This is a genomic window from Paenibacillus phoenicis (genome assembly GCF_034718895.1).
GTDB classification, from domain to species: domain Bacteria; phylum Bacillota; class Bacilli; order Paenibacillales; family Paenibacillaceae; genus Fontibacillus; species Fontibacillus phoenicis.
Map to the genome: position 1 here is coordinate 4,055,678 of NZ_JAYERP010000001.1, position 20,548 is coordinate 4,076,225.

General features: G+C 51.4%; 15 protein-coding genes. 13 read left to right on the forward strand and 2 right to left on the reverse strand.

Translation table 11 applies throughout. The annotated features are described in order from the left end of the window. Nucleotides 1–49 precede the first annotated feature (49 nt). The 8 genes from ahpC to U9M73_RS19295 all read left to right on the forward strand — a co-directional run bounded on the left by ahpC (nt 50) and on the right by U9M73_RS19295 (nt 9,966). Nucleotides 50–613, forward strand: coding sequence for an alkyl hydroperoxide reductase subunit C (gene ahpC / locus U9M73_RS19260; RefSeq protein WP_028538594.1), 564 nt, complete (start codon nt 50–52; stop codon nt 611–613). 11 nt (nt 614–624) lie between these two features. Beyond that, entirely contained in the window at nt 625–2,154 is a 1,530-nt protein-coding gene (ahpF, locus tag U9M73_RS19265) for an alkyl hydroperoxide reductase subunit F (RefSeq protein ID WP_028538593.1), read from the forward strand. 170 nt (nt 2,155–2,324) lie between these two features. Continuing rightward, nucleotides 2,325–3,269 (forward strand): ABC transporter permease, encoded by a 945-nt coding sequence (locus tag U9M73_RS19270; RefSeq protein ID WP_016313886.1) that lies wholly within the window; start codon nt 2,325–2,327, stop codon nt 3,267–3,269. A 12-nt stretch (nt 3,270–3,281) separates the two neighbouring features. After that, on the forward strand, nt 3,282–4,211 hold the full coding sequence (locus U9M73_RS19275) for a carbohydrate ABC transporter permease (RefSeq protein ID WP_016313885.1): 930 nt from the start codon (nt 3,282–3,284) through the stop codon (nt 4,209–4,211). A 61-nt stretch (nt 4,212–4,272) separates the two neighbouring features. Next, nucleotides 4,273–5,787, forward strand: a complete 1,515-nt coding sequence (locus U9M73_RS19280; RefSeq protein WP_028538592.1) for an ABC transporter substrate-binding protein — start codon at nt 4,273–4,275, stop codon at nt 5,785–5,787. A gap of 134 nt (nt 5,788–5,921) precedes the next feature. Then, nucleotides 5,922–7,649 carry a sensor histidine kinase gene (locus U9M73_RS19285; RefSeq protein WP_085169396.1) on the forward strand — a complete coding sequence of 576 codons (1,728 nt, stop codon included), beginning with the start codon at nt 5,922–5,924 and terminating at the stop codon, nt 7,647–7,649. Between the two features lie 7 nt (nt 7,650–7,656). Continuing rightward, nucleotides 7,657–8,418, forward strand: coding sequence for a response regulator transcription factor (locus tag U9M73_RS19290; protein WP_323078612.1), 762 nt, complete (start codon nt 7,657–7,659; stop codon nt 8,416–8,418). A gap of 27 nt (nt 8,419–8,445) precedes the next feature. Further along, the gene (locus tag U9M73_RS19295) at nt 8,446–9,966 is read left to right on the forward strand and encodes an ABC transporter substrate-binding protein (RefSeq protein WP_260070126.1); all 1,521 of its coding nucleotides are present in this window, start codon (nt 8,446–8,448) and stop codon (nt 9,964–9,966) included. A gap of 53 nt (nt 9,967–10,019) precedes the next feature. Here U9M73_RS19295 and U9M73_RS19300 read toward each other — a convergent pair whose 3' ends face one another. After that, nucleotides 10,020–13,082 carry an endo-1,4-beta-xylanase gene (locus tag U9M73_RS19300; protein ID WP_323078615.1) on the reverse strand — a complete coding sequence of 1,021 codons (3,063 nt, stop codon included), beginning with the start codon at nt 13,080–13,082 and terminating at the stop codon, nt 10,020–10,022. Between the two features lie 417 nt (nt 13,083–13,499). On the opposite strand from U9M73_RS19300, the gene U9M73_RS19305 reads away from it, so the two are divergent. The 5 genes from U9M73_RS19305 to U9M73_RS19325 all read left to right on the forward strand — a co-directional run bounded on the left by U9M73_RS19305 (nt 13,500) and on the right by U9M73_RS19325 (nt 19,224). Then, on the forward strand, nt 13,500–14,336 hold the full coding sequence (locus U9M73_RS19305) for a YitT family protein (RefSeq protein ID WP_323079168.1): 837 nt from the start codon (nt 13,500–13,502) through the stop codon (nt 14,334–14,336). A 238-nt stretch (nt 14,337–14,574) separates the two neighbouring features. Continuing rightward, the gene (locus tag U9M73_RS19310; RefSeq protein WP_323078617.1) at nt 14,575–16,083 is read left to right on the forward strand and encodes a sugar ABC transporter ATP-binding protein; all 1,509 of its coding nucleotides are present in this window, start codon (nt 14,575–14,577) and stop codon (nt 16,081–16,083) included. Next, entirely contained in the window at nt 16,084–17,103 is a 1,020-nt protein-coding gene (locus U9M73_RS19315) for an ABC transporter permease (RefSeq protein WP_323078619.1), read from the forward strand. A 43-nt stretch (nt 17,104–17,146) separates the two neighbouring features. Beyond that, nucleotides 17,147–18,151: a sugar ABC transporter substrate-binding protein gene (locus U9M73_RS19320; protein ID WP_323078621.1), complete on the forward strand. Its 1,005-nt coding sequence runs from the start codon at nt 17,147–17,149 to the stop codon at nt 18,149–18,151. A 35-nt stretch (nt 18,152–18,186) separates the two neighbouring features. After that, on the forward strand, nt 18,187–19,224 hold the full coding sequence (locus U9M73_RS19325; RefSeq protein ID WP_323078624.1) for an NAD(P)-dependent alcohol dehydrogenase: 1,038 nt from the start codon (nt 18,187–18,189) through the stop codon (nt 19,222–19,224). Between the two features lie 85 nt (nt 19,225–19,309). Here the strand turns inward: U9M73_RS19325 and U9M73_RS19330 are convergent, their stop codons facing one another. Then, nucleotides 19,310–20,437, reverse strand: coding sequence for an ROK family transcriptional regulator (locus U9M73_RS19330; protein WP_260070120.1), 1,128 nt, complete (start codon nt 20,435–20,437; stop codon nt 19,310–19,312). Nucleotides 20,438–20,548: the final 111 nt, after the last annotated feature.

A 20,548-nucleotide genomic window follows, 5' to 3' on the forward strand; every position in this document is an offset into this window, starting at 1 on the left:
ATATAAATAACCAGAAGAAAACAATAAAGATAAAAGGAGAGTTCAAATCATGTCGTTGATTGGAAAAGAAGTATTGCCTTTTAAAGCGCAAGCCTATCACAACGGGAAATTCATCGAGGTTTCCAACGAAGATTTCAAGGGAAAATGGAGCGTTGTTTGCTTCTATCCAGCGGACTTCACTTTCGTATGCCCAACTGAGCTGGAAGACTTGCAAGATCACTACGCTACTCTGAAGGAGCTTGGCGTTGAAGTATATTCCGTTTCCACGGACTCCCATTTCGTGCACAAAGCATGGCATGACAGCTCCGAAGCGATCGGCAAGGTTACTTACATTATGATTGGTGACCCAACTCACACAATTTCCCGTAACTTCGATGTATTGATCGAAGAAGAAGGCGTAGCTGACCGCGCTACCTTTATTATCGACCCGAACGGCGTGATCCAAGCGATTGAAATTACCGCTGGTGGTATCGGACGTGACGCAAGCACGCTGATCGACAAGATCAAAGCTGCTCAATACGTTCACAACCATCCAGGTGAAGTGTGCCCTGCGAAATGGAAAGAGGGCGCCGCTACTTTGAAACCAAGCCTTGACTTGGTAGGCAAAATCTAAGGAGACCCACTATGAAACTGGATGCAGACATTAAACAACAATTAGAGCAATATCTTCAGCTTTTGGAAGGGAATGTTCTGCTGAAAGTCAGTGCCGGAACCGATGCGGTTTCGAACGAGATGCTGGACCTCGTGAACGAGTTGTCCACCATGTCGGATAAAATTACCGTCGAGCAAACGAGTTTACCCAGAACCCCAAGCTTCAGCGTAAATCGCGTGGGGGAAGACACCGGCATCACCTTTGCCGGTGTTCCTCTGGGCCATGAGTTTACTTCCCTGGTACTGGCTTTGTTGCAAGTCAGCGGAAGACCACCTAAGGTGGAGCAAAATATCATTGATCAAATCAAAGCGATTAAAGGTGAATACCGCTTTGAAACATATGTGAGCTTGTCCTGCCACAACTGCCCGGACGTCGTTCAGGCGTTGAACCTGATGAGCGTGCTCAATCCTGGTATTTCCCATACCATGATCGACGGCGCGGCTTATAAAGATGAAGTTGAGAGCAAAGAGATTATGGCAGTGCCTACGGTATTCTTGAACGGCGAGTTGTTTGGCAATGGCCGGATGTCCGTTGAGGATATTTTAGCGAAATTGGGCGCTTCGGACACATCTGCGTTTGAAGGTAAAGAACCTTTCGACGTGCTTGTGATCGGGGGCGGACCTGCGGGCTCTAGCGCAGCGATTTATGCTGCACGCAAAGGCATTCGTACCGGGATCGTGGCAGAACGCTTCGGCGGCCAAGTCAACGACACCTTGGGAATCGAGAACTTGATCGGTACGAAATATACCGAAGGTCCGAAGCTCGCAGCAAGCTTGGAAGAACATGCGAAGGAATATGACATCGACATCATGACGTCGCAAAGGGCGAAGAGTCTTCGCAAGAACGACTTGGTTGAAGTGGAATTGGAGAACGGTGCTGTGCTGAAGAGCAAGACCGTGATCATCTCCACAGGGGCCCGTTGGCGCAACATGAATGTACCGGGCGAAGCGGAATTCAAGAACAAAGGCGTGGCTTATTGCCCGCACTGTGATGGTCCGCTGTTCGCAGGCAAACGTGTGGCTGTTGTTGGCGGAGGGAACTCCGGCGTTGAAGCAGCCATCGACCTGGCGGGCATCGCCTCGCATGTAACCGTGCTTGAATACATGTCTGAGCTGAAAGCAGACTCGGTACTGCAGGATCGTCTGAATAGCTTGCCAAATGCGACTGTGATCAAGAACGCACAAGTGAAGGAAGTCACAGGCGACAGCAAGGTGAACGGACTGACCTATATCGACCGGGAAAGCGGTGAAGAGAAGCATCTGGAGCTGGAAGGCGTATTCGTTCAAATCGGTCTCGTACCGAACACCGAATGGCTGGAAGGCACACTGGAACGCACCCGGATGGGCGAGATCATCGTCGACAACCGCGGAGCTACAACCATTCCTGGCGTATTTGCCGCCGGCGACTGCACGAATACGGCTTACAAGCAGATCATCATTTCCATGGGATCTGGCGCGACGGCAGCATTAGGTGCCTTCGATTACCTGATTCGCAATCAATAAAATATGGCGTTATCGATAAAGCCCGCTCATTGAGCGGGCCTTTTTGGTGTGTAAACCTAACGTTTTTTGACTATAGTCTCAAGTTTGTTGTCTAGATGAAAGCGCTATCTCTCCAATAAAATGAGGGTATCCAGAACAAAACAAGCTGAAGTGGAAAGAGGTGACCGCATATGGACTCGAAGCTAAATGGAAAGCGCTTACGGACGCGTTGGCGCAAGCAAGACACGGAGCTGACCTTGTTGGCTTTGCCAACCACAATCTGGTACATCTTGTTCAGCTTCCTGCCGATGTTCGGGATCATCATTGCTTTTAAGAACTTCAAAATCACCGGCGGTTTTCTGAGCAACGTATTCAAGAGCCCATGGGCAGGTCTCAAGAACTTTGAGTTCCTATTCAAGTCCAACGATGCCTGGATCATTATCCGTAACACGATCGGCTACAACATTATTTTTATCGTTCTTGGAATTGTGATCCCTGTAGCCTTGGCGTTAATGATCGGGATGCTTCACAACCGCAAGGCAGGCAAGGCGTATCAAACGATGATGTTCCTGCCGTACTTTCTCTCCTGGGTTGTCGTCTCGGCTGTGGGCTGGGCGTTCTTGAGCTTCGATAAAGGGATTTTGAATCAAATGCTGGCTGGTTGGGGAGTAGATCCCATCAACTGGTATATGGAACCGCAATATTGGCCTTACTTCTTGATTTTTATGAATGTGTGGAAGGGACTTGGCTACGGCATGGTTGTGTATTTGGCGACCATCGCGGGTATCGATAAAACTTACTACGAAGCGGCCGTCATCGACGGCGCCACCCTTTGGCAGCAGACCCGGTTCATTACGCTTCCCCTGATGAAGCTGGTCATCGTCATGATGTTCATCCTGGCGGTGGGACGCATCTTCTATACCGATTTCGGGCTGTTCTTCCAGGTGCCGCGGGATTCCAACTCCCTGTTTAATGTGACCACAACCATTGATGTTATGGTTTACAAGCAGTTGAAAACCGCAACGGTGGGGATGGCCTCGGCAGCAGCCTTCGTACAGTCGGTTCTGGGCTGTCTGATGATTCTGGCCGCGAACTGGACGGTTCGCAAAATCGATCCTGACAGCGCGATGATTTAAGGAGGTGCAGATATGGCAGCAAGAACGGTGTATGAAAACGGCCTGGACCGATTTAATCGTCCAAGTAAAGGGGTGAACGTGCTCCTTCATCTCCTTTTCTTCTTCCTGGCTTTGATTTGCGTCGTGCCGATGCTGGTGGTGTTGTCGATCTCGCTGTCCAGTGAGCAATCGATCCGGGAGAATGGGTATCACCTGATCCCAACGGCGTTCTCGGGAGAGGCTTACGGGTATATCGCCAAGCAAGGAACGGTCATTTTGCAGGCGTTAGGGATCTCGGTCTTCGTTACGATCGTCGGAACGGTGCTGGGCATTCTGCTCACCACCTCAATGGGGTACGTTCTGTCCCGGCCGAACTATAAGCTGAAGGGGTTCCTGACTTGGGTCGTTTTTATTCCGATGGTGTTTAACGGCGGTTTGGTCTCCAGCTACTATATCAATGCGAATATGCTGGGTTTGAAAGATACGGTATGGGCGTTGATTCTGCCTCTGGCGGTCTCCTCGTTTAATGTCATCATCTGTAAAACGTTCTTCAAAAGCACGATTCCGGATGGGTTAATTGAATCCGCGGAAATCGACGGGGCCGGCCAACTCCGGATCTTCTTCTCGATCATCCTGCCGATCTCGTTGCCGGTGATCGCTACGATTGGTTTGTTCCTGTGCTTTGGTTACTGGAATGACTGGTTCCAATCGATGTTGTATATCAACAATCAGGACCTGTATTCCTTGCAGGCGCTGCTGAATAACTTGATGAGCAACGTTGACGCGCTGGCTCGAAATGCCTCGAGCCTGGGGATCAGCTACGCCGAGCTGGTGGCCACGATGCCTAAGGAATCGGCCCGGATGGCGGTGGCTATCGTCATCGTGCTTCCTGTTGCCTTTGCGTATCCGTTCTTCCAACGCTATTTCATTTCCGGGTTGACGGTAGGTGCGGTCAAAGGCTAATGCGAAATAAGCTGAGCTTGTCTCAGTTTATGAAATATATATTCAAAGGGAGGATATATCTATGAAAAGGTCTTTGAAGCTCATCTCTACTCTATGTGCTGTGATGCTTTTCTTGTCCGTTCTTGCGGCTTGCGGCGGCGGTTCAAACTCCAATTCTTCGTCGTCCAGCAATACGCCATCGGACACTTCTTCCAACACCTCTACAGATAACTCGACAACAACAGGTTCTGGGGAAATCCCGACCTTGGTGTGGTGGACGATTGGCGGACAAATTCCGGATAACTTCGAGAAAGCCGTCGAAGCGATGAATGAATACACTGCAGAGAAAATTGGCGTTAAAGTAGATATCAAGGTAGCCAGCTGGGGCGAGTGGGACACCAAAATCAATACGATTGTAAATACGGGTGAACCTTTCGACATTCTGTTTACCAACGTCTCCAAATACAATCAGCAAGTGACGATGGGCGCATTGGCGGACATCACCGAGCTGGTGCAAAGTGAGACGCCGGAGCTGTACAACTTCATTCCAGAGAAAGTATGGGATGGGACGAAGGTTGACGGCAAAATCTATGCTGTGCCAACCTATAAGGATTCTTCGATGACCCAATACTGGGTGTTCGACCACAAATATGTTGATAAATACGGCATCGACTTAAGCAACATCAAGACGTTGAAGGATCTGGATAAACCGTTCCACGATATGAAAGCAGGCGAAGGCAAGAGCTTCTATCCGTTGCCACTGACGCAAGGCGATGGGTTTAACGGATTCTTCAATCGGTATGACGATCTTGCACTGGGCTTCCCTCCGGTTGGCGTGAAGGTAGACGACGCTTCCCGTCAAGTCGTTTCCGTGCTGGAACAGCAAGATATCATGGATGAACTGAAGATTTTGCACCAATGGTACAAAGATGGCATTATCAATCCAGATGCTCCAACCAAGCCTGAAGCCGACAAAGGCCGTCCATTCTTCAGTGCACAAGGCTTCCCAGGCGCGGATATCACTTGGCAAATTAACGAAGGCGTCGAAAAGTACGATATGACGCAAGTTTATGGTCCGCTCTATACGACGGCTACGATTCAAGGTTCCCTCAACGGAATCTCGGCGAACTCGAAGTATAAGAAGGAAGCACTGAAATACCTGGAGCTGGTGAATACGGATCCGAAGCTGCGTAACATGCTGGCCTTTGGTGAAGAAGGCGTGGACTATGTGAAAGTAGATGGCGAGAAAGTGGTTGAACGGATTTCCGATACTTGGCCGCTGGCCGCTTATACGCAAGGCACATTCTTCAACATGGCAACAACCAAAGGGGCTCCAGAAGATCAATGGCAACAAGTTCAAAAGCTGAACGAACAAGCAACAGCTTCGGCCTTGCTGGGCTTCTCGCTCGACACAACGAATCTGCAAACGGAAGTGGCGAACGTAAAAGCAACATGGGATAAATACCGTTACGAGTTGCTGACGGGCGCATCCGATCCGGAGAAGATGGTACCGAAGATTGTTGAAGAACTTAAGAAAGCCGGGATGGATACGATCATGAAGGCAGCTCAAGAGCAAATCGATGCCTTCTTTCAATAAGAAATAAAGCCCGAGTAAGTGAGCCCGGACGGAGGAGGATTCCCCGTTCGGGCTTTCCCATATGATGATATAATGGGAATGAATGAGGGCAATGGAATCAGCGCCGCAAGACTAACGGTGAAGGAGGCGCGGGAGTGGGTTCCTTTTGGCAGATTAAAATCTATCGCAACAAATTCATTGCCTATACGGTGTTTGTCGTAGCCATCGGTCTCGTGCTGGGCCTTATGACCTGCGCGGTGCTCATCTATCAGTGGATCGAGGGGGCTCGTAACGAGGCGGTCAGCGCCTTCGGCCGGGTCGAGAGCGAACTGCAGTATGATACCGATCGTATTGAGGCTTATATGCAGCGGATCTATTCCAATGACCGCTTGATGACGGATGTCCGATATTTCTTGGGAAACACGGCGGAAGGGTATCTGACGAGCAGACTGGAATACAGCTTGTATAATGAGCCGTTGGTTTCCTTCCCTGAAGATATGAGGGCCTTCTTATACAGCTCGATGAAGGGGGATCTCACGCAAGTCAGTTTGCATACCGAGAACGGGGCCAACCTCGTGCGGTTTAGCAACAGCGGCAATGTCAGCTTTCGGTTTGGCGTTCCGAATACGGATGAGATTTTTCGCGAGAAATTGGAGAAAGGATTTGTGTACCGGAAGAAGCTGTCCGATCCAAACCAAATCTCTCGTCAGATTGGGGAATTTCGCTTCCTGATTGGCAGCGAACCGTTATTCCGAAAGATTCTTGGCTATAAATTGGATATCGCCGCTGCCGTCAGTGGTACGGGTGAAGTGTACATGATCACCGGGATGGATCACGGAACGCAGGAGATGATTCTGCGCGCCGCTGAAGAGACCCGCAACAGCGGATTTTCTTCCCTTGGCGGATTAAAAAATGTCTTCTTCATGAACTTCCATTCCACGAAGTTTGATTACCGTTTGATCATGCTTGTGGACTTGTCCCATCTGATGCGTGAGAAAGCGGGCATACTAGCCACCATCGTTGGCAGTGTCTTGCTGGCCATGATCAGCGTTCTGATGCTCATCAGCTACAACATGCGAGATGACGCCAGATTTTTGAAGCATATTATCAATTCCATTAAACGGGTCAAAACGGCCGATTTCACACCGAATTCCCCTGCCCGATATCGCCGTAACGAGTACGGGATGATTGCCCGGGAATTGGACGATATGGTTCATGAGCTGGACAAACATATCCGTACGGAATATTTGCTAAAGCTCAAGCAGCAGGAAACCGAGATGAAAGCGCTTCAGCATCAGATCAACCCGCATTTTCTCTATAATACGCTGGAGTCGATTCGATCTACCGCGTTGTTGCACAAGGACGTGGATACTGCGGATGCGATCGCGACCCTAGGCTCCTTGTACCGCGATATCGTCCACAAAGATAATATTATTACGATCGGCGAAGAACTGGAGCTGCTGCAGAAATTTTTAAGCATCATGGAGCTCAAATATCCGGGAAGATTCTATTATCAAATTGATGTGGAAGAGCCGCTGCTTGCCATATCCACGGTGAAATTTTGGATGCAACCGCTGGCTGAGAACTTCTTCGTGCATGGCTTTAATCCGAGCAGTGAATTTAATTTGCTCGTCGTGAATGGCTGGGAGGAGGAAGGGCGCTTCGTTCTCGAATTTGTGGATAATGGCAAAAGTATACCTGAAGCGCGCTTGGAGGAAGTGAGACGATGTCTTTACAGCAGAGAGGATGCCCCCGTTCGGAGCATTGGGCTAAGGAATGTGTATACTCGGCTGAGCTTTTTCTATGGGGACGCTTTTCGGATGGAAATTGAGAATAATGAGGAAGCAGGAGTCAAAATTACCGTAATCATCTCAAAGGGGTGACTGCAGGATGTACAAACTTCTGATCGTAGATGATGAACCGCAGATTCTGGAGGGGATGAAGCGAACCCTGAATTGGGAAGAGTACGGCTTCCACCTGATCGAGACGTGTGAAACGAGGGAAGATGCGATCGCTAAATCTGTGGAGATTATACCGGACATCGCTATCTTCGACGTACGTATCGGCCCGGATCTCGGTTATGAGATTATCCAAAAGCTCAATGAGCTGCGTCTTCCAACCCAATATATCATTATGAGCGGGTACAGCGAGTTTGAATATGCCCAAGCGGCGATCCGTTGCGGCGTGAAGGACTATCTGCTCAAGCCCGTCGATCGTTCCAAGCTGCAGACGGTGATTGAGAAGATCATTGTGGAGGACCTGAACGGGGCATTGGACGGGGTCCACAAGAAAGACCTGAACACGGATCCGATCCTGGGGATTCCTTACGAGGAGCTGTCCAAGCTGACCAACCGCATTTTGTTGATGGTGAAGGCGGAATACGCCCAGAACATTACACTGAAGTCGGTGGCCGAGCGTTTTCGCATGAACAGCACGTACCTGGGACAGCTGTTTCTAAAGGAAACGCACATGAAATTTTCAGAGTATTTGATGGCTTACCGGATGCTGCAAGCGAAGGAACGGATCCTGACCACCAACGAGAAAATCTCCAGCATTGCGCATCGTGTTGGGTATCCGAATTTGAATTATTTTTATACCCAGTTTCAAGGATATTTTGGCATGTCCCCTTCAGATCTGCGGAAAAAAAGCTAGGCTCCTCGTAGCGGAAAGGAGGATGTTATGCAGCAGCCCTCTTGGTTCAGTCGCCTGACCCTATGCGCGGTGGTCGCCGGCTTGTTGGCCTTGTTTGCCGTCGGCTGTTCCCTTTTCTCGGATAAAGGGGATACGGCGCCCCATAAGGACATGGTCAATCTGGTTTACTATACGATTGGAGAGCCGGATCCGGATCTGGAGAAGGTGAATGACAAAATCAATGAAGTGTTGGCGAAGAAAATCGGCATCACGATCACCTATATCAAGGTCGGATGGCAGGAATACGAAAACCGCCTGAACACGATGGTATCGGCAGGGACTCCCTTCGACATCGCCTATGCCCCTGAATTCACGACTTATGTCAAACGCGGGGCCTGGCTGCGGCTGGATGACTATCTGTCCAGTACGGGCAAGGATATGTATGATGTGATCGACCCGATCTTTTGGGAAGGGGTGCGCATGGACGACGGGGGGATTTACGGGGTGCCGACCAACAAGGAACTCGCGGTGCGCCAACAGTGGATGTATCCGGAAGAGCTGGTCCGCAAGTATAACATCGATATTACGAAGTACAACACGTTGGAATCTCTGGAGCCGTTGCTGCAGATGATTCAGCAGAAGGAACCCGAGTATTTGCCGATGGAGCTGGATAAGGACTCCCATAACTTCTTCGCTTTATATGGGTATGAGTACGTCATTGACAAGGAGCTCCCGTTGATGGTGCGGTCCTTAGACCCAAACCCTCAAGTCGTGAACATCTTTGAAACGGCGGAAGCCCGTCAGGTGATGGATACGCTGCGACGTTATTATCAGGCTGGCTACATCAACGAGGATGCGGCCTTGCGGGAGAGCCAGGAGCTGGAGCGCGGGAAGAAGGTGTTCTGGAAAGCGTCGAGCGGCGGCCCTTTGTCCGAGCATAGCTGGAGCAAGGATCGCGGGTACAAAGTGGTGGCGCATCCCGTAACGACGGAGGTCGTGACGACCGAAGACGTGCGGGGAGGCGTTATGGCGGTGAGCGCGGATACGAAATACCCGGTTGAATGTATTAAGTTCCTGAATTTGCTGAACACCGATTCTGAGGTGCGGAACCTGTTTAACTATGGGATCGAAGGCGTGCATTACACCCTAGACAAGAACGGTCAAATCGTGCTGATTCCCCGGAAGGATGCCGACGGCAACCCGATCCCGGGCGCTTTGCCGGGGTATACGGGCGTGACATATACGCAAGGCAACTGGTTCATTCTTAAGACGCGAGGCGGAGAAGACCCGGAGCCGTTAAACAAATGGGAGGAGTTCCGCGCTTCGAACGCCCGGGCCGTGAAATCAAGCACGTTGGGGTTTACGCCGGATTTATCGATGATGCCGATCCAGATCCAGAACATCAAGATGGTGTGGCAAAAATACTATCCGAGCCTCATGACCGGCAGCGTGGACGTGGACACCGAGCTGCCGAAGTTTAACGAGGAGCTGAAGCAGGCGGGGCTGGACGAGGTCCGGGCCGAGGTGCAGAAGCAGCTGGACGCCTGGCGGGCTTCGAATCAGCGGTGAGTCTGAAAAACGGCGGTGCAAGGAGTTGGAATCCTGCACCGCCGTTTTTGGTGTTATTTTTTCCCCTTCGGGACTTTGACTGTGGTTTGGGCCGTCGTCTTGTTGCCAGCCTTGTCGGTTGCTTCGTAGGTGATGGTGTAGATTCTTCCGTTCCCTTTGCCCGAACGCTCGGCTCGAAGCAAGAACTCTTGATCCGCTGTCCCGTAGTCTGCGCCTTGGATGTCGTTTGCTGTATCGCCGTCGCCCAGCCCGTTATCGCTCTCGTTGCTGGTGATGGATACCAGCTTGATCGTATCGATGCCGGAACCTTTGTCGCTGGCTTTCCAGGTGACCTTGATCGGAACTAGCTTGTGATTTGGCGTGGAAAGGACGGACGGGCTAACGGTCAGCTTCAAGACCGGCGGCGTCGTATCGACAGGGCCTTTGCCCGTCAGCGTCAGCACGCCGAAGACGGAGGGGTCCTGATACCCGTTGCCGGTGGCGTCGTTCCAGGCGGCTACACTTTGGCGCGCGCCGTCTTTGGCATCGTTGATCTGCGCGTCGAAGCCGATTTTTACATCGTTTGCCGGGGTGATGGTTTTCAGCGGGATCTTCATTTCCACCGTATAGTTCGTTCCGTTGACCCGGACTGCCGATACGAAGCCTTCAGCGATGGACGCCGGATTAAAGCTGGTCTCATTCGCGTAGTTCACGCGGTATTGTCCATCATCGGATTGGTAGAACGAGGTTTTGGCGTTATTTTCGTCCAGGAACACCTCGACGGAGTCCTGCTCCCATGGGTTGGGGCTGTTCTTATCCAGCTGCGCATCGCTCACTTGGATCAGGACGTACAGGTTGTGATCGTCCCAGAGCGCTTTGGCCGTACCGGTTGCGCCTTGCCAAGCCGTCTGGTACCGATCGATCGGCATCGCCGGCGCTTGGTTCCAAACCGCGTCCACGGCTCCGTCTACGGCAGGCGTACCATAGAGGGCGGTAGACTGGTTTGCCTCCGACACATCCGGCTGGTGCTCTTCGATGAATTTGGCGGGATCAATCACGCCGTAATAAGCCGGTTTGGCTTGCAGATTCTTGTCGAACAGCAACGGGCTGGTCGAGGAGCGCCAGCTTGTGCCGTCATCCAGACCCCAGAAGGTCACGCGCGTTATGTGATCCGCATGGGCCTTGAAAATCTGCATCAACTGCGCGTACAAATACCCCTGTGCATTAGCCAGCTTCTCGGACAGCTCGTAGTTGCTGCCGGCTTGGATGTCCAGCTCGGTGATGCTGATTTCCACACCCAAGGAGATAAAGCGTTCCAGGGAGAGCCGCACATTCTCCGGATTCGTGTTAACGTTATAGTGACCCTGCATGCCGATGCCATCGATGAGGAGTTTACCGGGATGCGTCAGCGCATATTTGTCGTTTAGTGCTTTGACCATGTGATAGATGGCCTGGGCTTTGTTTTGGTTGTCCTCGTTGTAATCATTGTAATACAGCTTGATATCCCATTCCGGATGGCGGTCGAGCACTTCTCTAGCCGCGAGGAACGCCTGCTCAACATAATCGGCGCCGATCGCGGTTTTCCATGGGGTTTCCCGCAAGGAGGCTTGCCAATCCGTCGGGTTCCCCGGGTTATCGTTCATTGCTTCATTCACGACGTCCCAGGAGATGACCCGGTCGCCGAAATGCTCCATGACGGTTTGAATATGGGTGCGCAGGTTGGCCAAGGCTTCTTCCCGGCTTAAGGGCACCGTGTTGCCTTGCGCATCCGTCGTGGTGTTCATCCAGGCGGGCGACTGCTGATGCCATACCAATACATGGCCATGCATCTGCATGCCTTCGGCAAGAACTTGATCAACCATGGCGTCAGCCGCGGTAAAGGTGAAATTGCCTTTCGTCGGCTGCAGGCCATCGGGCTTCATCGCATTGCCGGCCGTGGCGACGTTGTGGTGCATGTTAAGCAGCTCCAGCCGCACGCCTTCCAAATCCTCCGCCGAGATGGCGCTGCCGATCAAGAAGTCGTCTTGGTAAGCCGTTTTGATCGGGACTAGATCCTTCTGGATCGCAATCGGACCGGATCCGGTGCGTTCGAAGGTGACGTCGTCAATGTAAAAAGAAGCGGTCGCATTATTTGAACTCTCGACATAGATCGTTAAATATTCGCCGCCCACGCTGTTATAACGGTAGGTTCCTTCAAACAGAACCCAATCGTCCCCGGTGCTGAGGGTCTTGGGGGAAAGAACCACGTAATTCGCACTGCTGCCATCACCGATTTGCGTGGACAGCTGGATTTGCGAGCTAGCGGGATCGATCAGCTTCACCCATGCCGAGATTTTGTATTCGGCGCCTTGGTCCACGTATTTCTCGACGCGCAGCGTCGGCCCGTGCCAGGTATTGGTACGGCCCTCTACCTTCAGCGCATAGGCGCCGCCCGGCGTATGATTCGCTTCGTTCGTCACGGTCAGCGTTTCGGTACCCGCCCGGCCCGTGAAGCCGCCGGTGGTCCGATCTTCAAAGGTGATCGTGGAGAAAGGCAAGGCCGGATCTCTTGGCGGTTGTTCGCCGCCGCCGGAGCCGTCTTTTTCCGTGATGCGAATGTCTCCGATGTAATAAGGAACCGCAGCGCCAGCTGCGTTGGAGTTAATGCGCAGCGCCTTGTCCACGCTCGTATCCACGGTGAATTCCTTCGTCAGCGTCACCGCTTGCCCCGCGACATAGTCGGTCTCGGCATAATTGCCATAGCTGTCCACGGTTTGAAGCGCGGCTTTCGCGCCGGCTGGCAAACTAACGTTAGCGTCTACAAAAATCGTAACGTGCGCCGTATAGATCTTGCCGTTCGTGAGGCCAATGTCGCTAAACCGGAAATCGGCGGCGTCCCAGTTGTTGACCCGGTTGCTAACATAAAGGGCACCTCCGTCCTCGTTGCCGTTAAACACCTTGCCGGATACCTTTGTCAGGGTCGCGCCCCCCGATTGAACCGCTTTGCCAATTCCACTCGCGAAGTCCTCATGATACACCGTCACCGTGCCGTCCGAAGCCGAGGTTTCGGCCTTCGTGACCTTGGCCGGCCATCCTGCAGGCAGCAGTAAAACAGCGGCGATCAGCAGCATGAAGATACGTTTCATCGTTTGATTCATTGACTCACTCCCCTTTGTCTTGGAATAGTTTTGTTAAGCGCTTTCATTTTTTATTGGAAGGCTCCTCCTTTCCTGCCACAAATCATACCATCCCGCCGGCAGCCTCGGCTTTCTCGAAATTAAAGGGGATATCGTACTTTTTTTATATAAATTGGATTGACATGGCCGCAATAAGCCGAGCGAGCTCTAGGATGGGTGTCTTTTTCATTTCAATGCTGGCCTATTTTCCCCTGACGTTTATGGCTTGTGGGTGTAGCAGAGGGGGAACTTCCAAGCGGCCGCACAGGAGGCATTCACGCGAGCGGACTAGAGAAATAAAGTGTTAAAGTCATCTTGACTTTCGAAATCCGAATCGCTACGATGTTCTGGTTGTTATGGCAGAAACATGGTGGAGAGAGGTTTAAAGTTAGGATGAAGATGAAGAAGTATATCGCGGATATCGCGGTTTTAATTGTTGGGGCTTTTTTATTTGCGTTGGCCGTCAATTTGTTTATTATTCCGAACGACTTCGGTGAGGGAGGCGTTACGGGGGTCACGATCATTTTGTACTACCTGTTCCAGTGGTCGCCGTCGCTGGTGAATATCGTGATCAACGGGGTGCTGCTGATTGTCGGGTACAAATTTCTGGATCGGCGGACGACGATCTATACGATCATTGCGGTTGCGTTCAACTCGTTGTTCCTGCATTTGACGGAGAACTGGCGCATCGATTCGCACGAGCCAACCATCAATGCAGTGTTCGCCGGCGTGATCGTGGGAGTTGGCATCGGTCTGATCGTACGGGTCGGCGGGACAACGGCGGGAACCGTCATTCTGGCTCGGATCGCCAATAAATATCTGGATTGGAATATCAGTTACGCGCTGTTGTTTTTTGACCTGATCGTGGCGTTCTCTTCTTATTTCATCATTGGCGCGGAAAAGCTGATGCTGACGATCGTTATCTTATATGTAGGCACGAAGGTGATGGACTTCATGATCGAAGGTCTCAATCCCAAGAAAGCCGTCACCATCATTTCCGAGAAGCAGAATGACATCGCCGAAATGGTCATCACCGAAATGGACCGCGGCGTAACCGTCCTGTCGGGTCATGGCTACTATACGAAGAACCCGAAGGAGGTCCTTTATATTGTTATCAGCAAGCAAGAGGTATCCACCTTGAAAAAAATCGTCCGCTCCATCGACCCCTCCGCATTCCTGACAATCCACGACGTGCGGGATGTGTTTGGGGAGGGATTTTTGGATATATCGAAGTGAGGTAACCATAGTTAGAAATTTGTAGAAGATGAAATATCCCCCTAAAATTAACCATCAGGGTAATCTCTCTGATGGTTTTTTTCTTAAAACACCATTTTGATGTATTGACAACCAATAGATTATCAATATACTTTTATTAAAAGCATTTAAAAAAGTATTATCTAAAATGAAGTTCAAAAGAAATAGGGATAGCGTACGTGGAGAAACCGCAGAACATGAAGAAGCAGGGAGGGAGAGTATGGGAGAACCCATTAAGCTTAGGGTATCTCAAATTGAAAAGTCATTTCCCGGGGTCAAAGCGCTGAATAAGATCGATTTTTCCGTCAAGAAGGGGACGGTGCATGTCCTTTGCGGCGAGAACGGAGCGGGGAAATCCACTTTAATGAAGATCATCAACGGTGTGTACCAGCCGGATGCGGGTGAGATTTATCTGGATGGGAAGCTTGTGAAAATTGGCAGTCCGCTGCAAGCGCGCCAACTAGGGATATCGATGATCTTCCAGGAGTTGAATTATGTGGCGGAGATGTCCGTGGAGGAAAATCTATTCCTGGGAAGGCTGCCGGTCAATCGATGGGGGAAGGTCAACTGGAAAGAAGTGACCCGGCAAACCCTGCAATTACTGCAAGCGGAGCAGCTGCCGTACGACCCGAAAACGCTGCTTAAGGACTTGACGGTCTCGGACATTCAGATGCTAGAAATTATGAAAGCGGTATCAAATCAAGCGGAGCTCATCATTATGGACGAACCGACGTCGGCCATCACGCAAAAGGAGGTCGACCGGCTGTTTGCTAAGATTCGTGAGCTCAAAGCCAGAGGCGTTAGCATCATTTACATCTCGCATAAGCTGGACGAGATTTTTCAGATTGCTGATGAAATCACCGTGTTCCGAGACGGGACTGTAGTGGATAGCAGACCCAAGGAGGAGCTGGATATTGAGACCGTGATCAGCTTGATGGTCGGACGTCAGCTGAAGGATACGTACCCGAAGGTGAAGGCGGAGATCGGGGAGGAAATTCTCCGAGTCGATGGACTATCTCGTAAGGGGGTATTTCGCGATGTAAGCTTCTCCGCACGGAGAGGCGAAATCATTGGTTTCGCGGGGCTGATGGGAGCGGGACGGACAGAGGTGATGCGATCCCTGTTTGGTCTTGATCCGTTAACCTCCGGCACGATCCGGATTAAGGATGAGGGTGTGATCAAGCCCACTGTGCAAGGCAGTTTAGAGAAAGGGATGGTCATGCTTTCGGAGGATCGGCGGAGGTACGGGATTATTCCTGTTCGTTCCGTACGGGAGAATACCACGCTGTCCGTATTGGGGCAGGTGTTTTACGGGTTACGGCACCGTCCGAAGAGAGAGCAGGAGCTGGTCAAGGGGATGTTCGACAAGATGAGAGTGAAAACCCCCTCTTTGGAAACGCCTATTGCGTCACTCAGCGGCGGGAATCAACAGAAGGTACTGCTTAGCAGGTGGATGCTGCTCCAACCGGATATCCTGATCCTGGACGAACCAACCCGGGGGATCGATGTCGGGGCGAAATACGAAATTTACAAGCTGATCGGTGAACTGGCCGAACAGGGCAAAGCGATTCTTATGGTTTCCTCCGAGCTGCCGGAGTTGATCGGGATGTGCGACCGAATTTATGTGATGGCACAAGGTCAGGTGACGGGGGAGCTCGGCCGCGAGGATTTTTCCCAGGAGACCATTATGAGATATGCAACTGGAATGATGACCAGCGAGGTGAAATAGATGGATGCCACTCTTCATATCTGGCAATTAATCAAGCGGAAATACAGTATCTACCTGGTGCTGCTCGTGCTGTTTCTGATCTGTACGTTCGCGAATCCAAACTTTCTCTCCGTTACGAACTTAACGAACGTATCAACTCAGTTGGCGGTGACGACAATTCTTGCATTTGGTGCCACGATCCTGATCATCTGCGGTATGTTGGACCTGTCCGCGGGTTCTGTACTGGCATTATCCGGGGTCTTCGCTGTATCTGCTTATAAGTCGACCGGTTCGATGCTCTTGGCCGTGTTTGTAGGCATATTGACCGGCGTCGTATGTAACGTAATCAACGCAGTGATGATCAGCACGTTCAAGGCGCCGCCGTTTATCGCAACTTTGGCGATGATGGCCATGGCTCGCGGTGTCGCCCTTCACTATACGAAAGGTCAAAATATTCTCCAGCTGGGAGACTTCGTCGTCCTTGGGCAAGGGAAGCTGCTGGGAATCCCGATTCCGGTGATATTTCTAGCCGCAATTGGCGTGCTGACCTGGTATTTGCTCAGCCATACTCGATTTGGTCGATCCGTATACGCTGTGGGAGGCAATGAGGAGGCGGCGGTTGCCTCCGGGATTAACGTACACAAGATCAAATACACCGCCTTTATCATCAATGGCATTTTTGTCGGAATAGCTGGGGTGCTGTTCATGGCAAGGGTGAACGCAGGATTGCCCAATGGCGCAGTCAACTATGAATTTACGGCTCTGACCGCCGCTATTATCGGGGGCACCAGCTTCTCGGGAGGCGTTGGTACAGCTGGGGGAACCCTGGTAGGGGCTTTTATTGTAGGTTTCCTGGACAACATCATGAACCTCAGCGGTGTAAATTCCTACATGCAGCAAATTATTCGTGGAGCGATCATTGCCTTAGCTGTTATTTATGATATCCAAACGAAGAAACGGAAAACAAGAAGTCTGCTTGGCCGCGTAGAGGACAATCGCCAGGCGATCCGGCAGAAGCAATCGAAGAACACTTCAGTTTAAGAAACCAAGGAATTCAAATTTAAGGATAAAGGATGGATGCAATGTGAGAAAAATTAGATTTTCCACGGGAATGATCTGTTTATTTGCTCTGATCTTAGCTGCCTGCAGCTCGAACAATGGGGCAGCTCCATCTCCATCCAACGCTTCCTCCAGCGGCGAGGCATCCGGTAAAACTTACAAGGTTGCCTATATTGCCCGGGCACAATCCGATTCGTTCGCAGCGTGGCTGGCGAATGCGGTCAAGGAGGAGGCTGAGAAATATGAAGATATCAAGCTGGATGTCTTCGACGGCGAGGCGAATGACGAGAAAGAGAATTCGTTAATCGAAAATGCGATTACGAACAAATACGACCTGGTGATCGTTCAGCCCAACAATGGTGAGGCCCAGCAGCCTTATGTCGAGAAGGTGGTGCAGGCCGGGATCTTTGCGATTACGACAAATGCCCGGATTTCGGGGATCGAAGGGGCTTCATCGGTAGATGCCCAGCCTTATGAGCAAGCGGCCGTTAATGCCCGGGTTGCCGTTGAACAGGTGCCGCAGAACGCCAAAGTCGTTGTCCTTCAAGGTCCATCTGGCAATTTCCATGCCGATGAGCGTCGCAAAAGCTGGCAGGCAGAGTTCTTCGATAAACGCCCCGATGTGCAGATTGTCGGTGAGCAGATCGCGAACTGGAACAAGGACGAGGCCATGCGGTACATGGAGGACTGGGTGCAGGCTAACGACAAGATCGATGCCGTCATCTCGATGAATGACAATATGGCTGCCGGAGCCATCGAAGTGGTGAAGGATAACCCGAAATACAAAGATATGTTGGTTTACGGTGTGGACGGGACGGCTGAGGCAGTGCTTTTGATCAAAGAGGGGAAAATGACTTCCACAACGCTGCAAAACGCATTTGAGCTTGCGGAGAAGCTGCTCGATACGAGCCATAAGTTACTAACCGGTGAAGAGAAGCAAATCGATACGGATATCGGCAATCCGCTGATTAACAAAGAGAATGTCGACGAGTACATTGAGCTGCTGAAGAAGGCCGGCGCAATTCAATGATGGAATACTCTATAACTTATTAGGAGGAGAAAACCATGCTGAACAGAGTAGCCTACATGACAGGACTTCGAGATATGGAGCTTCGAACGAGAGATATCCCTGTACCGCAAGATCATGAGGTGCTTGTTAAACTGGAATACGTGGGGATTTGCGGCTCCGATGTCCACTATTATGAAAGCGGACGGATCGGCAGCTTCGTGGTTGAGGGGGATTTCATCCTCGGCCATGAATGTGCGGGGACGATCACAGAGGTCGGATCGGCGGTCCGGCATTTGAAGGTAGGCGACCGGGTTGCCCTGGAGCCGGGGCTCACCTGCGGACAATGCGAGTTCTGCAAATCCGGCCGTTACAACCTGTGTCCGGATGTACGCTTCCTGGCCACCCCGCCGATTCACGGGTGCCTGACCGACTATATCGCTTATCCAGCTGATATGGCTTTCAAGCTTCCGGAGCAGGTCAGCACACGCGAAGGTGCGCTTGTAGAACCGTTAGCTGTAGGATTACACGCAGCCAGCCAAGGACATGTAAAGCTAGGGGACCGCGTCGTGATCTTGGGTGCCGGCGCTATCGGTCTCATGACGCTGCTGGCCTGTCGTGCCTACGGAGCCTTGGAGACGATTGTGGTTGATGTGATCGAGAATCGGCTGGAATTTGCCAAGAAGTTGGGCGCTACACGGGTCGTCCAGGCAAGACAGGAGGATGTCGCTACCGTCGTCGCGGCATGCACGGACGGACAGGGCGTGGATGTTGTGATCGAAACGGCGGGAAGCGAGATAACGATGAAGCAGACACCGTACCTCGTCAAACGGGGAGGATCAATTGTGCTTGTAGGGTTCCCGCCGAAGGATATTATCGAATATGACTTCATGCAGATCCTGTTGAAGGAAGCCCGGATTGAATCGGTGTTCCGTTACCGCAACTTGTTCCCTCCAGCCATTGGAGCGCTGGCGGACGGGCGGATTGATGTGAAGCCGATGATTACCCACGAATTTGCATTTGAAGACAGCAAGCAGGCGTTTGACTTCGTCATCGAGAACAAGAATGAGGTCGTGAAGGCATTGATAAAATTATAGCTTTTTATGGTAAAAGAGGCGGACGCTTCCCTAGTATTGGGAAAGAGTCCGCCTTTTCGTTGTGCTGCGGCCCACGAGGGGCCTATCAAATCTCCTCGATAAATTTCTTCACCAGCTGCAGGGCAGCGCCTACGGCCGTTGCCTCCAGTTTATATTTGCAGCATTGCAAATAGGTGCCATCCGGCTCAAACGTATTCCTGCGGGCCAGGAGCTCCTGAAGCTGGCCGAGGTGCTCGTCCATATAGGCCCCCACATAGCCCCCGACAATAACGTTGCAGTCATACAGCATTCTTAAATTATTTATCGTGATAGCCAAATAAGAGAGATATTCCTCCCAAAGGGCTTGTTGCACGGGGGCTTTCTCCCGGAGTAAACGGAAAAACTCTGCCATATTTCCGTTTGTGCTATCCGACAGAATCTTTGCGGAGCAATAGGCATCTACACAGCCGCGCTGCCCGCAGTAGCAGGTTCGACCGTCCGGCACGATCGTCATATGCCCGAATTCGCTGCTTCGTTGATTCTGCCCGGCATAGGTGCTTTGACCGATAATGACTGAACCGCCGACACTGTTATTAAGGGACAAATAGACAACGTCTTCGACGCCATCCTCGTTCCAGAATTCGGCCATCCCTGCGGCATTGGCGTCGTTGATCAAAACGCATGGATAAGGAATAAACTCTTCAAAGCTGCGGACGCTGCCTCCTTGAAAGTCGATCACAGAGGCGTATTGAACCGTCTCATTGCCATGAGATAAAATAGCTGGCAGCGCAATGCCAACGCCAAGCAGCTTCTCTCGGTCGGCTCCGGATTCGTCCAGGAATCGCTCCACGTGTTGGCCAATTCCTTCGAAATAGACCCGCTGGTTCACAAACGGATACGTGTGGCGCACGTGGTGAATCACGTTCCCGCCAAGGTCGATCAAAACGATGCCGATGTGATTGCGCGTCACGTCTAGTCCTAGAGCATACTTGGCCAGGGGATTATAGGAGATCGCCTTGGCCTTTCGGCCGCCCGTCGATTCGAAAAGCCCGGTTTCGATGACGAGGTCCCGCTCCTGAAGTTCCTTCAGGTTCTGCGTCACGGTTGGCAGCGAGAGCTTCAAGGTATGCGCAATTTCCTGGATAGATATCGGATCATGTCGGTATAAGAACTGGTAGATAATTTTGCGATTGATCTTCTTGACCTCAATGCTGTTAGCGCGGGGAGTCTTCATAACGAGCAGGTTCACCAACTTTAATAAATGTCTTTTATTAATTACTTTATATTATACGGAACCGCCCAATCTTGCAAACCAATAAAGTCATAGTAGTAACAAAACAACCAG